The sequence below is a fragment of the Flavobacterium selenitireducens genome (assembly GCF_014748335.1).
GTDB classification, from domain to species: Bacteria; Bacteroidota; Bacteroidia; order Flavobacteriales; family Flavobacteriaceae; genus Flavobacterium; species Flavobacterium selenitireducens.
The window spans coordinates 188,131-202,624 of record NZ_JAAVIY010000001.1 but is presented as its reverse complement, the minus strand read 5'-3'; the positions used below and the strand labels follow the sequence as shown (position 1 = coordinate 202,624).

Here is a 14,494-nt window from a genome sequence, read left to right as displayed (position 1 = left end):
CCTAAATAACAAATAGAAATCTAAATTGTTCTTCAGGCTCTTAAAGTATTTATATCGCTATAATTACACCTCTAAATTAGAAAATTATGTACGGTTCTTAAAACGCATTAACGTTTATTTAACCGCTGTTTCAACCTTTCGAGTGCGGCTTTTTTTTTAGGATGAGTGCTGCGAACAAGGAAACGACCAATCCAAGCGGAAGAATTTCCATGTAGGTTATGAGCGCCACCATCACCGGAGATTTGTAAAGCTTCTTCCAATTTTCCATACTTTCGATATTTTTTTGGAGTTCGGCCTCGGGCAAGCCTTCCGCCTTCCAGTTTTGGATCTGGGCGGAAGTCATTTTCTCCATGAAATCCGGGATGAAATAATGGAATTCCACCATCCAGGTCAGCACATAAAACGTAGAGGCGACCAAGGAAATCAGGACGCCAATCTTCAACGCCTGCCCGAACGTGATGCTCCCCTCGAGTTGGTTGTCCCGATATCGTTTGACAGCGACGAAGATGAATGCGAAAGCGATGATCATCGAGGTAAACCCGAAGAACATCCCGTATTTGGTCAGGATTTCGTTCTGTCCGATGAAAGCTGCCGTGAGCAACCATAAACTGACGATGAACCCGGCGATGATGCCGTAAGTAAGGATAATTTTTTTCATGATACATGTTTTGTGATTCGGCAGCTAAATTGGCAATCCGCTAGCGATTCGGTCTCATCCTTTCGGACGATTTTCGCCATTTGCTACTTTAGGAGGAAAGCAATCCGATTCGTTTTGATTTTGCTATCGCCTGCGTCCTGCGCGAAACCTCGAGTTTGGACAAGATGTTGGAAACATGTGTTTTGACCGTGTTCAGCGAAACAAAAAGTTCAGCGGCAATCTCAGCGTTGCTGTATCCTTTGGCGAGTCGTTCCAGTACTTCCATTTCGCGTTTGCTGATTCCTGCCCTGGCACAGGCCGCTTCATTCGCTTTGGAACTATTCAATTCTACCGCAACGACTTCGATAACCTTTTTCGTAGGCTTCGTTAGTGATTTGCCAACCAGATTCCGAGACCGGTAAAAATAAGTGCGATCGCTCCGGCATAGAGCTCAAAAGCGTGTGACAATAATACGAATCGCAATTCCAACCCCTGCAGTAGCGCAAGTAAAAGTCCCATGGCGACCGCGTAATATAAAAAATGGATGTTTTTTGAAATGATTGCCGATTTCATGATTCAAAGTTAAGGACTTGAATGCAACTTAGCCGTTATTTTCCACATTGGGAGATCGGTGGAAACCAAAAGCGAAATGATCTCCTGATAGCGCTCGTCGTGGGCGTTGTTTTCTGCGAACTGTCTGATTTGCCGCAAACGCTTTTTGGTGTCTCCCGAAGTACGCAAAAAATCATCCGAAAAGGCCGGGACATTGCGGTGGAAATAATCAGGCTTACCATTTTCGATCCTGATAAAGTAAAGCTTTTCGAAATCATTGTCCGGGCTGAACTCAATCCACCGGGCGAATCCGCATTTGGTACGCTGCGAATTATCCGGACTGCCGATTAGACGCCACTTGCATTTGGCGGCGCGTCCCCAGTGGTTGGCGTTGCGAAAGACGCCGTCCTGCTCGAACCAATATTGGCTACCCGAGGCACTCGTGTGGTCGGGCAATCGTATTGGAACCATCGCCGATTTAAAGATGCAAAATGTCTTTTTGTGAAAATTGGTTCGGTTGTACGACATGCTGCAAAGATCGAAATTCCTGGATCGTAAAAAAGTAAATTCAATTGCTATAAAATGCAAGACCTAACAGATTTTAAAAATCTGTTAGGTCTGTAAAGTTCAGATAAAAATTCAGAAATTGCATACAGTTTTTCTGCCGAATTTGTTAAAATCAAGGCTGTGGCGTTACTGCCTTTCTCTCGGGCGGGTTCAACGTGTCGTTAAGTCGTTGCGGAACCGCGCTGTTCGGCTGCGTTTTTACGTTCATGCTCTGGCCTTTCTGCTTGGCGCGCATTTCGCCTTCAAGTTCCTTCTCACTTCGGTTTTTCGCGTCGTTGGCTTTGGCATCACGCGATGCAGATCGCTCCACGGTTTGCTGGGCCGGCCTTGGCGGCTCTTGTTGTATACGGTCCTGGTCGGCCTGGCCGTCCTGTTGTGCATTTGCAATTCCCGCGAAGGCAAGGAATGCGGCTGTCATTATTACTGTTTTCATCGGTTTCTAATTTTAAATTAAAGATAATCGGCACATTTCCCGGCATGTTGCACAGTTCACGGATTAACGCAGGTTTAACCCGTTTTGCCAATTGATGTTAACGCTTTTACGATTATATTTGTGTTTCAAATTGCAACTTGTGCCATATACGAACAAACTTAAAATCCTAAACGATCCTATTTACGGATTCATCTCCATTCCCAGCGAACTGATTTACGACCTTATCGAACACCCTTATTTCCAACGTCTGAGGCGCATTTCACAAATGGGATTGTCGTATCTGGTTTATCCGGGAGCGCACCATACCCGTTTCCATCATGCGATCGGGGCGATGCACATCATGCAACGCGCCATCGAAGTGCTGCGCTTTAAGGGCGTGGACATTTCCGAAGAAGAAGAAACAGCATTGCTTGTCGCGATTTTATTGCACGACATAGGACACGGTCCATTTTCGCATGCGATGGAACATTCTATCGTCGAATCGGTCAACCATGAGGCGATCTCGCTATTGTTCATGGAGGAACTCAACAATCAATTTGACGGTAGGCTTTCGCTTGCCATACGTGTTTTTAAAGGGGAGTACCATCGGAAATTCATGCTGCAACTGATTTCCAGCCAGCTTGACATGGATCGGATGGATTATCTCAAACGCGACAGTTTCTACACGGGAGTGGCCGAAGGCAACATCAATTCCGATCGCCTGATCCAGATGATGAACGTGGTAGACGACGCCCTGGTAATGGAAGAAAAAGGCATTTACTCGGTCGAGAAATTCCTTATGGCAAGACGCCTTATGTATTGGCAGGCGTATCTGCACAAAACCAGTCTCGTAGCCGAACTCATCCTGATGAAGGCACTCAAGCGCGCCAAGGAGCTCGTCCAAAGCGGCCGTAAGCTCGATTGTTCCGGGAACCTGCAATATTTCATGGAGACGAAGGTCACACTTGAGGATTTTGACAAAACTATACTCGACCGGTTTTCGCGCCTCGATGATTTCGATATCGTAAGTGCGCTCAAAAACTGGCAGTTCGACGAAGATTTTACCCTTTCGGAACTCAGCCGCATGATCGTAAACCGCGATCTGCTCAGGGTCAAGCTCGGAGCTGAGAAATTCTCAAAGGAAGACATTCAGAATTATGCAAAGGCGTTTGCTGCTGAGAAGGGAATTTCGATAGAGGAAGCGCATTTCTTCGTATTCAAGGGAAAGATCAAGAATCAGGCGTACAGCAAGGATGCGGAGCCGATCCGTATATTGAAAAAGGATAAAACCGTAGAAGATGTGGTCCAGGCATCGGATCATTTGAACCTCAAGGCGCTGTCCAAACCGGTGACCAAATATTACATATGCTTTCCAAAACATCTGGCAGAAAAATAGGTAGGAAGTCAAATTTTTATATTTTTGTCGGGATGAAAAGGAGCCGGCAGACTCTAGGTTTTTTTCAACGTTTTACACGGGATTCCATTCTATGCCAATGGAAATTTAATCAGATAGAATGAAATTCACAGCAGCTCAAATAGCAGGAATACTCGAAGGAGAGGTTGTCGGAAATCCCGATGCCGAAGTCTCGAGACTTGCTAAAATCGAGGAAGGGACACCAGGATCGCTCACGTTTCTATCCAATCCGAAATACGAAAATTACATTTATTCCACACAAGCGTCGATCACCATCGTGAACGCGACCTTTGAGCCGGAATCTCCAATAACTACAACGCTAATCAAAGTTGCGGACGCTTATGGCGCCTTTACCCGCTTGCTCGAGTTCTACAACCAGGTAAAGCTGAACAAGACGGGAATAGAGCAGCCATCGGTGATATCGGACAATGCCAAGTATGGGGAAAACCTGTATTTGGGAAGTTTCAGCTATATCGGAATCAACGCCGCGATTGGCGATAACGTCAAGATTTATCCCAATGTCTTTATCGGCGACAACGTCGTGATCGGCAATAACGTCACTATTTTCGCCGGTGCCAAGATTTACTCGGAAACGATCATCGGAAGCGATTGCACGATTCATTCCGGCGCCATCATTGGAGCGGATGGTTTCGGATGGGCGCCTACGCCGGACGGTTCTTATAAAAAAGTGCCCCAAATCGGCAATGTCGTCATCGAGGATTTCGTCGATATAGGTTCCTGTACGACGATCGACCGCGCTACGATGGGCTCGACGGTGATCCGCAAAGGCGTGAAGCTAGACAACCAGATCCAGATCGCGCACAACGTCGAGATAGGAGAGAACACCGTAATCGCAGCACAAACCGGTGTCGCAGGTTCCACCAAGATCGGGAAGAACTGCCAGATCGGAGGTCAGGTGGGCATCGTCGGGCATCTCGTCATCGGGAACAACGTCAGGATCCAGGCCCAGTCGGGAATCGGCAAAAACATTCCGGACAACGAAACGCTCCAGGGAAGCCCGGCCTTCCATCTCCCGGATTACATGAAATCGTACGTGCATTTCAAGAATCTGCCAAAGATCGCATCGGACCTCGACGAACTCAAGAAAACAACAAACCAAAACAACAAATAATGGTTAAACAAACGACCATAAAGAATGAAGTTTCACTTACCGGTGTAGGTCTTCATACCGGTAAGGAAGTTAAAATGACCTTTAAGCCAGCACCCGTGAACAACGGGTATACTTTTGTAAGGCTGGACCTCGAAGGACATCCCGTGATCGAAGCCGACGCCAGCTATGTCGTCAATACGCAAAGAGGCACTAACCTGGAGAAAAGAGGCGTGAAGATCCAGACCTCCGAGCACGTTTTGGCTGCTCTTGTCGGTTGTGATGTCGACAATGTAATCATCGAGCTCGACGCTTCGGAACCGCCTATCATGGATGGCTCTTCGAAATATTTCGTGGAAGCGATCGAGAAAGCGGGAATCGTACAACAGGAGGCCGAACGTGTCTATTATACCGTGCGCGAAGTGATTTCGTATACCGATGAAGCCACGGGCAGCGAAATCATCGTGATGCCTGCCGACGATTATCAGGTGACGACGATGGTCGACTTCGGAACGAAAGTACTCGGAACGCAGAATGCCACGATGAAGAACATTTCGGAATTCAAGGACGAGATCGCCAATTCGCGGACGTTCAGTTTTCTGCACGAACTCGAGGCGTTGCTCGACAACGGGCTGATCAAAGGCGGCGATCTCAACAACGCCATCGTGTATGTCGACAAGGAAATCTCCGAAAATACGATGGAAAACCTCAAGACCGCTTTTGGCAAGGACAATATCTCGGTCAAGCCGAACGGCATCCTCGACAACCTTACGCTTCACCACCCGAACGAGGCCGCACGTCATAAATTGCTTGACGTCGTAGGTGATTTGGCCCTTATCGGAATTCGTATCAAGGGGAAAATCATCGCCAATAAGCCAGGCCATTTCGTCAACACGCAATTCGCAAAAAAAATACAGAAGATCATCAAGATAGAGCAGCGCAACCAGGTTCCTACGTTCGATATTTACAAAGAACCGTTGATGGACGTCAACAAGATCATGTCAATGTTGCCGCACCGTCCGCCGTTTTTGCTCGTCGACAAGATTTTGGAGATGTCCGACAATCACGTCGTCGGGCTCAAGAACGTGACGATGAACGAGAGTTTTTTCGTCGGACACTTTCCCGGTGCGCCCGTGATGCCCGGCGTATTGATCGTCGAGGCCATGGCTCAGACCGGCGGAATCCTTATTTTAAGTTCGGTTCCCGATCCTGAGAATTACCTTACCTATTTCATGAAGATCGACAATGTGAAATTCAAGCAAAAAGTGCTTCCGGGCGACACGCTGGTTTTCTATTGCGACCTCATTTCACCGATCCGCCGCGGCATCTGCCACATGCAGGCCAAAGCGTACGCAAACAACAAATTGGTAGCCGAGGCCGAGCTTATGGCGCAGATTGCCAAAAACAGTTAAACGACACCTTATGAACCAGCCATTGGCATTCGTCCATCCGGGCGCTAAAATTGCAAAGAACGTCGTGATCGAACCGTTTACGACGATACACAACAACGTCATCATAGGCGACGGAACCTGGATCGGCTCCAACGTCACCATCATGGAAGGCGCAAGGATCGGGAAGAACTGCAATATTTTCCCTGGAGCCGTCATTTCCGCGGTTCCCCAGGATTTGAAATTCGGAGGTGAAGATTCACTTGCGATAATCGGCGACAATTGTACGATCCGGGAATGCGTCACGATAAACCGCGGCACGATTGCCTCGGGCCAGACGCGGCTTGGCAACAACTGCCTGATCATGGCCACGGCTCACATAGCCCACGATTGCCATATCGGCGACAACGCCATTATCGTCAACGGCGTCGCATTGGCCGGACACGTCACCGTCGGGAATTTCGCGATTGTGGGAGGGCTTGCTGCCATCCACCAATTCATCAGCATAGGCGACCATGCGATGATTTCAGGCGGATCGCTCGTACGCAAAGATGTTCCGCCCTACACGAAGGCCGCTAAAGAGCCGCTTTCTTATGTGGGGATCAATTCCGTCGGCTTGAGACGAAGAGGTTTTTCTTCGGATAAGATTCGCGAATTGCAGGACATTTACCGCATTTTATATCAAAAGAACTACAATACTTCCCAGGCTTTAGGCATCATCGAAGCTGAATTCGAGGCAACTCCGGAACGCGATGAGATCATCATGTTCATCAGGAATTCGTCCCGCGGCATTATGAAAGGATACTCCGGGAGTTATTAATTAGCGAATCAGACAATTAGCGAATTAGACAATTAGCGAATTAGACAATTAGCGAATTAGCGAATGAGATAAGTTAGATAATGAGATAATGAGATAATTGTCGGAATCGGATCAAATGAACGATTGAGTGAAGCTAAATGAACAAGCGTCCTTTCAAATAAACAAATAAACGATTCATCGATTCAAATCAACGAATCAACAAATAAACAATAAAAATGGCAAGTACAGCTGACATCCGCAACGGATTGTGTATCAAATACAACAACGACATCTACAAAATCATCGAATTCCTTCATGTGAAACCGGGCAAAGGGCCAGCTTTCGTACGTACGAAACTCAAGAGCCTCACCAATGGGAAAGTGCTTGACAACACGTTTTCGGCGGGTCACAAAATCGAGGAAGTTCGCGTGGAAACCCACGAATTCCAGTTTTTGTATGCCGAGGGAGACGGATACAACTTCATGCATACCGAGTCTTACGAGCAAATCACACTGAACAAGGATATCCTCGACGCGCCCCAACTGCTAAAGGAAGGCTCAACCGTAAAAGTGATCATCAACGCCGAGACGGAGGCGCCACTTTCTGTGGACATGCCGGCTTCGGTTGTTCTTGAGGTAACCTATGCCGAGCCTGGCGTAAAAGGAAACACGGCAACTAACGCCACGAAACCCGCGAAAGTGGAAACGGGCGCTTCGGTAAACGTGCCGCTTTTCATCAACGAGGGCGACAAAATCAAGATCGATACGGCGAGCGGGCAGTATATGGAGCGTGTTAAAGAATAATTAGCGAGTGAAAAAATTAGCGAATTAGCGAATGGCGATGGTGCACAAAAAAACAAATCTTCGTCGATGACGTTTTTTTATTCGCCAATTCGCTAATTGCCAAATTCGCTAATTAACTATTTATTTATGAAATTCCCGAAACTACATACGCTTAAATCAGTAGCCGATATCATCGGATCCGAATATGTCGGGCCTGATGATTTTCCGGTTCACGGCATGAACGAGATTCACGTTGTAGAGCCGGGCGACATCGTATTTGTCGATCATCCGAAATACTACGACAAAGCGCTTGAATCTGCTGCGACGGTCGTGCTGATCAACAAAAAAGTCGATTGTCCTGAAGGAAAGGCATTGCTGATTTCAGATGATCCGTTTCGCGATTTCAACAGGCTTACCCAACACTTTCGACCGTTTACATCGGCATCTTCGGCTGTTTCGGACACTGCGAAGATAGGGGAAGGTACTGTGATTCAACCCAATGTTTTTATCGGGCACCATGTCACGATCGGTAAAAATTGCGTCATTCACGCCAACGTTGCCATTTACGACAACGCCGTGATTGGCGACAACGTCACGATACATTCGGGGACGGTTCTGGGAGCCGATGCGTTTTACTACAAAAACCGACCGGAAGGTTTCGACAAACTGCTCTCCGGCGGACGTGTCGTGATCGAAGACGACGTTTGCCTCGGCGCATCGTGCACCATCGACAAAGGCGTCACCGGCGACACCACTATCGGCAAAGGAACCAAGATCGATAACCAGGTTCATGTGGGCCACGATACGGTAATCGGCAAAAAATGCCTGATTGCCGCCCAAACCGGGATTGCCGGTTGCGTTGTCATCGAAGACGAAGTAACCCTGTGGGGACAAGTCGGCATCCGCAGCGACGTTAAAATCGCCAGCAAGGCCGTCGTCATGGCACAGAGCGGCGTGAGCAAGTCGCTTGAAAAAGGAAAACAATATTTCGGAACACCGGCACAGGAGGCGCGAGAGGCGATGAAAAATCTCGCAGGTATCCGGTTCCTTCCGGAAATTATCAAAAAATTAAAATAAATGGGACCAAAGAAATTCGTCCAGCAATTCTACAAATCCGATGCTTTGATCGACGCGGAGGTGATGTCTGCTTACATTCACCCGGATATCGAAATCGAATGGCAAAGCAGCAAAGGCCTGATCGTACTCGATCGCGAAAAACTACTGGCGTTGACGACCGAGCTGGGTCGAGCCTATATCCGGTCCAAAGCGCGTATCTCGCACTTGTTGCAGGATGGGAATTTCGTTACGGTTCGCTATTCCCACTATATCAAGACGATGGAAAATCCGAGAGAAGAAATGCTGTTGGCGCACTTCATGGTCATCTGGGAGCTCAAAGACGATAAACTCTACCGCGGCTACCAAATCAGCCAGGTGTTCTGAAAATTTAAACCACAAATCACCTCAAGTTCGGGCTTAAAACCGTACTTTTGCAACCGAAAATCAAACCTAATAACATACTCCAATGAGCGTTTTAGTCAATAAAAATTCCAAAATAATCGTACAGGGATTTACAGGTAGCGAGGGAACTTTCCACGCTTCCCAAATGATCGAATACGGAACGAACGTCGTAGGCGGCGTGACTCCCGGCAAAGGAGGAACGACCCATTTGGACCGTCCTGTTTTCAACACCGTTAAAGACGCGGTTGACAAAGCGGGTGCCGACACGACCATTATCTTTGTTCCGCCTGCGTTCGCTGCAGATGCCATCATGGAAGCTGCCGACGCCGGAATCAAGGTCATCATCACCATTACGGAAGGAATCCCGGTTGCGGACATGGTTCGCGCCTACGACTATATCAAAGGAAAAGAGTGCCGATTGATCGGGCCGAACTGCCCGGGCGTCATCACGCCGGAAGAAGCCAAAGTGGGCATCATGCCAGGGTTCGTCTTTAAAAAAGGAAAAGTCGGGATCGTTTCCAAATCGGGAACGTTGACGTATGAAGCGGCCGACCAGGTCGTTAAACAAGGACTGGGCATTACCACGGCCATCGGGATCGGAGGAGATCCAATCATCGGGACTACGACGAAAGAAGCGGTGGAATTGTTGATGAACGATCCGGAAACCGAAGCCATCATCATGATTGGTGAAATCGGCGGACAGCTTGAAGCAGACGCTGCAAAGTGGATCAAGGCCGACGGAAACCGCAAGCCGGTAATCGGGTTCATCGCGGGAGAATCTGCGCCAAAAGGACGTACGATGGGTCACGCCGGAGCGATCGTTGGAGGAGATGACGACACGGCCCAGGCCAAAAAACGCATCATGCGCGAAAACGGCATACACGTCGTGGATTCACCGGCTGAAATCGGATTGAAAGTGAAAGAAGTATTGGGATAATTCCCGTCAAAGTATATTTTTGGGCTCGGATATCTTCCGGGCCTTTTTTTTAACTTCCATTCCAATGATTGCGCGCAAACGCTAAGCAATTGTCGTTTCTGGCGGATTCTTCAGTCGTTGAAATAGACGCTGTCCCAAATGTCGCTGTTGAACTTTTTTCCAAGCATAAAGAAGCAATACAACCCAACGGCGAAAATCGATTTGAACGCAAAAAGAAACACGATCACGTCGGCCATGGGAATTTTGCGGCTCAGGTTCGATTCCGGCGTAAGCCATGTCGCGATCAGGCTCAGCAAAACCGTCACCGTCGTAAAAGTCGACAGATTGCGATAGGGCCACACCCAAAGTTTGCGCCAGGAGTTTAGGTCATTTCCCCATTTGTGTATCAAATAAAAATAGCCATTGCCGATGGGAGCGAACAGCAAAGGGTCGTTGAAATTCCTCAGCCGGAAGGCTTTTGTCGGGGCAACGATCGCGAAACCGTCGAGGTTCGTGCCGTGTTCGGCCTGGAGATGCTTGATTTTGGTAATGGCTTCTTCGGGAATGCCGTCCTTAAAATATCCGGACGGCAGGAAACGGAGGCGGTAATCGATACAAATCGCGCGGATCTGCCCGATATGGAAAATCCGGTCGGTCGCCAACAAATCAAATTTAAATTGATTGTTGCAGGAATTGTTGGATGAGGCAATGTAACTCCGTATCCCGAGTCGTTGTCGGGAATCAGCCTCGAAAAGTGCCGATATGGCGTCCAAAAGTTGCGCTTCGGTCGTTTGCCGCTCCCTTGCGCTCAGTAACTCCGCGTGAAGGTCGATCGTTTTGTTAAGCCACTTCATACACTTATTCTATAGCTTAAAGTTAAGCCAGAATTCGTTAGCCAACCTTTCGACCATTGTTAAAAAACCGCTTGAAAGTTTAATCCCGCTGCCATTTTAACCCTGCAATAATTCCTATATTTGAAGTTGCAAATCAACTTTACCAATTACAACATGAAGTTACTAGAAGGAAAAACGGCCATCATCACTGGCGCGAGCCGCGGAATCGGGAAAGGAATTGCCGAAACGTTCGCACGACACGGGGCCAATGTCGCCTTTACGTTCAGCTCTTCGGTAGAATCGGCGAAAGCGCTCGAGGACGAATTGAACGCGCTCGGCGTGAAGGCCAAAGGGTATCAATCTGATGCCGCCGACTTCAACCAGGCTCACGCGTTCGTGGATGCGGTTTTGGCCGAATTCGGAACCGTCGATATCCTGATTAACAATGCCGGGATCACCAAAGACAATCTTTTGATGCGCATGCCGGAAGAAGATTTCGACAAAGTGATCGACGTCAACTTAAAATCGGTATTCAACATGACCAAAGCCGTACAGAAAACCATGCTCAAGAACCGCGCGGGCTCCATCATCAACATGAGTTCGGTGGTAGGCGTAAAAGGAAATGCCGGTCAGGCCAACTACGCAGCGTCAAAGGCCGGAGCAATCGGTTTTACCAAATCGGTCGCTTTGGAACTCGGCTCGCGTAATATTCGCTGCAACGCTATCGCACCTGGTTTCATAGAAACGGAAATGACCGCCAAACTCAATGAGGATGTGGTACAGGGCTGGAGAGACAGCATCCCGTTGAAGAGAGGCGGAACTCCCGAAGACGTCGCTAATGCGTGTTTGTTTTTGGCTTCGGACCTAAGCGCTTACATCTCAGGCCAGGTGCTCAACGTAGACGGCGGGATGTTGACATAAGAAGTTTAGATGTTGGATCCTGGATTTGAATAATCCAAAAACACCATATCGTCGGGAGCCGGATTCGAGTGCGCTGCAACGCCATCGATACCTGGCTCCTTTTTTTGTCGGTGCGCTTGCCAAGGCTTGTGAATTCCGCATTTTAATCGTTATTTAGTTTTTTTATACACCTCCCGAATGATGACGGCATCCACGATCCTAATGCTCTTACTATCAATAGCTGTGGCGGCCGGATTGGCATTTTACCAGTATCTTTTTAAAAACGGCCATCGCAACCGCACCAATTTGCTGCTTGCCGGTTTGCGTTTCGTCACAATTCTCGGCGTACTGTTGTTGCTGCTGAATCCAAAAGTCAGCCGCAATTCCTATGAAACGCAAAAGACACCTTTGGCTGTCGTAGTTGACAATTCCGCGTCGATTGTCGATTTGAAAGCGGATGCGGAGGCGAAAAACCTCTATCAAAAATTAACGTCGGATTCGCGTCTCAAGGACAAATTCGACATACAATCGTACGGTTTCGCATCGGACTTCGGGCCATCGGAGACATTTGACTTTAAGGGCAAACAAACCAATATCGACCAGGTTTCCCGGAATCTGAAAAGCATCAATCGAAACCGCGACTATCCGACCATTTTGCTTTCCGATGGCAACCAGACGGAAGGGAATGATTACATCTACGGATTTCCGGCCGAACATAAGGTCTATCCCGTCATTCTTGGCGACACCACGACGTTTCTGGATTTGCGCGTGATGCAGGTCAACGTCAACAAATACGCTTTTCACAAGAACAAATTTCCAGTAGAGGTTTTCCTACAATATTCAGGCACGAAAAACGTCAATGCGAGTTTTACGATTTTAAAAGGCGGAAGCGTATTGCACCGCCAACAGGTTTCGTTTTCAAACTCGAAACGCTCCGAAGTAGTCAATGTTTTGCTTCCGGCGGACAATGTCGGGTTACAAGTTTTCAAGGCAAGCCTGACATCGGCTGAAACCGAAAAAAACACTTATAACAACAGCAAAAACTTCGCGGTGGAAGTGATCGATCAACGTAGCGAAATCGGAATCGTCTCGACGATCAGCCATCCCGACCTCGGCGCCCTGAAACGATCGATCGAATCGAATTCCCAACGCAAGGTCACGATCGTAAAGCCAAATGCCGTGGGCGACCTGGGCAGGTTCAACGTTGTCGTGCTCTATCAACCGACGCCCGAATTCCGTCCGCTGCTCGAAAACATTAAAAAAGTAGGATCCAACACATTCGTGATCACCGGCGACAACACCGATTTCAACTTGTTGAACCAATTTCAGTCCCAGCTTGAATTCCGGATGAGTTCGCAAAAAGAGGATTATATCGCCGGCTTCGATCCGGATTTCAATCTTTTTGCCGTCGACGATATCGGATTTTCCTCGTTTCCGCCTCTCGAAAATGCGTTCGGTACGGTGACGGTAAAAGGGAATGCGAACGTCCTGTTGGGTTCGAGCATCCGAAACATCGAATCCGGAACGCCGCTGCTGGCTTTTTTTGAAAATCAGGGCAAGCGCTCGGGCTACCTGTTAGGGGAAGGAATCTGGAAATGGAGACTGCAGGCGCACGTCGAGAACAAATCGTTCGAGAAATTCGATGTGTTCGCCGACAAGATCATGCAATATCTCTCGTCCGACAATCTTCGCAAATCGCTTGTGGTGAATCACGAAAGTTTCTACAATTCAGGGGAAGCGATCGCGATTACGGCCCAATTTTTCAACAAAAATTACGAATTCGACGACAGGGCGCGGCTCAGCATCACCGTGACGAATAAAAAGACAAAGCAGACCAAAAAATACGACCTGCTCAAAACCACGAATTCCTATAAAGTAAACCTCAACGGGCTCGCGGCCGGCCAGTATACGTTTTCGGTGCGTGAGCTCAATAGCAATACGGTGTACAATAGCTACTTTGAAATCCTTGATTTCGATATCGAAAAGCAGTTCGTGAATCCTGATTTGGCGAAACTCTACCAATTGGCAGCCCGTACTTCCGGAAAGAGTTTTATGCCGGACCAGGTCGATCAACTAATTAAGACGTTGCTGGAAAACGCCGACTATAAATCGGTCGAAAAGGAAATCGTCAGGAAAATTCCATTGATCGACAGCTTGCTTATGCTGATCCTGATCGCCTGTACGCTCGCCTCGGAGTGGTTTATCCGCAAATACAACGGCATGCTTTAAAAATTGCGGTCGTCTGCCGATGGCCCGTAGATCGAAGGAACCGGGATGTCGTTCATTCGCATGTAGACGGTGAGCTGGCCGCGATGATGCACCCAATGATTTAAAGTCGTCACGATGTCTTGTTTTTTGGGCGCCGAATAAAGTTCGTGCCCGTCGTTTTTCAATGTAAAATTTCCAGACAATTTTTCTTCGGTCGCGTTCGTCAAGCTCTGCTCGGCCCGTTTGAGATTTTCTTCGAAAAACGCCATCAATTCTTCGTTGTTCGTGATTGTTGGCTGGGGAAACGTCTTAAAGTCGATTTCCGAATCGTCAATCATATAAGCGATCCATAGCGGGATCTGGGCGACCAATATTGCAAGGTAGCCCATCTCCATGGATCGCTCGTGCGGCTTGAACCGGAACACAGATTCGTCTATGCGCTCGAGGCATTTTCGCGTGGACGGAATTTCCATCCGAAGTTCTTCGAGAATTGAGGTGGAAAATGATGTTGGCATGGGAT

The 14,494-nt window shown here is 48.1% G+C and carries 16 protein-coding genes; 10 read left to right on the top strand and 6 right to left on the bottom strand.

Annotated features, from left to right (window positions below; all coding sequences use genetic code 11):
• Window positions 1-130 precede the first annotated feature (130 nt).
• The 4 genes from HC229_RS00910 to HC229_RS00895 form a co-directional block, all read right to left on the bottom strand.
• A complete protein-coding gene (locus tag HC229_RS00910; RefSeq protein ID WP_191018555.1) occupies window positions 131-658 on the bottom strand; it encodes a DUF4199 domain-containing protein in 528 nt (175 codons plus the stop codon).
• 88 nt (window positions 659-746) lie between these two features.
• Window positions 747-983 carry a response regulator transcription factor gene (locus HC229_RS00905; protein WP_408610238.1) on the bottom strand — a complete coding sequence of 79 codons (237 nt, stop codon included), beginning with the start codon at window positions 981-983 and terminating at the stop codon, window positions 747-749.
• Between the two features lie 236 nt (window positions 984-1,219).
• Window positions 1,220-1,660, bottom strand: a complete 441-nt coding sequence (locus tag HC229_RS00900; protein WP_191018553.1) for a hypothetical protein — start codon at window positions 1,658-1,660, stop codon at window positions 1,220-1,222.
• Between the two features lie 208 nt (window positions 1,661-1,868).
• Window positions 1,869-2,189 (bottom strand): hypothetical protein, encoded by a 321-nt coding sequence (locus HC229_RS00895; protein WP_191018552.1) that lies wholly within the window; start codon window positions 2,187-2,189, stop codon window positions 1,869-1,871.
• Between the two features lie 139 nt (window positions 2,190-2,328).
• Between HC229_RS00895 and HC229_RS00890 the strand changes: the two genes are divergently transcribed.
• The 8 genes from HC229_RS00890 to sucD all read left to right on the top strand — a co-directional run bounded on the left by HC229_RS00890 (window position 2,329) and on the right by sucD (window position 10,054).
• The gene (locus tag HC229_RS00890) at window positions 2,329-3,564 is read left to right on the top strand and encodes an HD domain-containing protein (RefSeq protein ID WP_191018551.1); all 1,236 of its coding nucleotides are present in this window, start codon (window positions 2,329-2,331) and stop codon (window positions 3,562-3,564) included.
• Between the two features lie 118 nt (window positions 3,565-3,682).
• Window positions 3,683-4,714 (top strand): UDP-3-O-(3-hydroxymyristoyl)glucosamine N-acyltransferase, encoded by a 1,032-nt coding sequence (gene lpxD, locus HC229_RS00885; protein ID WP_191018550.1) that lies wholly within the window; start codon window positions 3,683-3,685, stop codon window positions 4,712-4,714.
• Window positions 4,714-6,102, top strand: coding sequence for a bifunctional UDP-3-O-[3-hydroxymyristoyl] N-acetylglucosamine deacetylase/3-hydroxyacyl-ACP dehydratase (locus tag HC229_RS00880; RefSeq protein ID WP_191018549.1), 1,389 nt, complete (start codon window positions 4,714-4,716; stop codon window positions 6,100-6,102). Before lpxD ends, HC229_RS00880 begins: the two co-directional genes overlap by 1 nt.
• Before the next feature lie 10 nt (window positions 6,103-6,112).
• Window positions 6,113-6,898 carry an acyl-ACP--UDP-N-acetylglucosamine O-acyltransferase gene (gene lpxA / locus HC229_RS00875; RefSeq protein ID WP_191018548.1) on the top strand — a complete coding sequence of 262 codons (786 nt, stop codon included), beginning with the start codon at window positions 6,113-6,115 and terminating at the stop codon, window positions 6,896-6,898.
• Between the two features lie 215 nt (window positions 6,899-7,113).
• Window positions 7,114-7,680, top strand: a complete 567-nt coding sequence (efp, locus tag HC229_RS00870; RefSeq protein WP_191018547.1) for an elongation factor P — start codon at window positions 7,114-7,116, stop codon at window positions 7,678-7,680.
• A 126-nt stretch (window positions 7,681-7,806) separates the two neighbouring features.
• Entirely contained in the window at window positions 7,807-8,736 is a 930-nt protein-coding gene (locus HC229_RS00865; protein WP_191018546.1) for a UDP-3-O-(3-hydroxymyristoyl)glucosamine N-acyltransferase, read from the top strand.
• Entirely contained in the window at window positions 8,737-9,099 is a 363-nt protein-coding gene (locus HC229_RS00860; protein ID WP_191018545.1) for a nuclear transport factor 2 family protein, read from the top strand.
• Window positions 9,100-9,181: 82 nt separating this feature from the next.
• The gene (gene sucD / locus HC229_RS00855; protein WP_191018544.1) at window positions 9,182-10,054 is read left to right on the top strand and encodes a succinate--CoA ligase subunit alpha; all 873 of its coding nucleotides are present in this window, start codon (window positions 9,182-9,184) and stop codon (window positions 10,052-10,054) included.
• 110 nt (window positions 10,055-10,164) lie between these two features.
• Here sucD and HC229_RS00850 read toward each other — a convergent pair whose 3' ends face one another.
• Window positions 10,165-10,887 (bottom strand): hypothetical protein, encoded by a 723-nt coding sequence (locus tag HC229_RS00850; protein WP_191018543.1) that lies wholly within the window; start codon window positions 10,885-10,887, stop codon window positions 10,165-10,167.
• Between the two features lie 153 nt (window positions 10,888-11,040).
• Here HC229_RS00850 and fabG point away from each other — a divergent pair, with 153 nt between their 5' ends.
• Window positions 11,041-11,787 carry a 3-oxoacyl-[acyl-carrier-protein] reductase gene (gene fabG, locus HC229_RS00845; RefSeq protein ID WP_191018542.1) on the top strand — a complete coding sequence of 249 codons (747 nt, stop codon included), beginning with the start codon at window positions 11,041-11,043 and terminating at the stop codon, window positions 11,785-11,787.
• 180 nt (window positions 11,788-11,967) lie between these two features.
• A complete protein-coding gene (locus HC229_RS00840; RefSeq protein WP_191019071.1) occupies window positions 11,968-13,995 on the top strand; it encodes a hypothetical protein in 2,028 nt (675 codons plus the stop codon).
• Here the strand turns inward: HC229_RS00840 and HC229_RS00835 are convergent.
• Complete coding sequence (locus tag HC229_RS00835) at window positions 13,992-14,489, bottom strand: DinB family protein (RefSeq protein WP_191018541.1); 498 nt, start codon at window positions 14,487-14,489, stop codon at window positions 13,992-13,994. The genes HC229_RS00840 and HC229_RS00835 overlap by 4 nt on opposite strands.
• Window positions 14,490-14,494 lie beyond the last annotated feature (5 nt).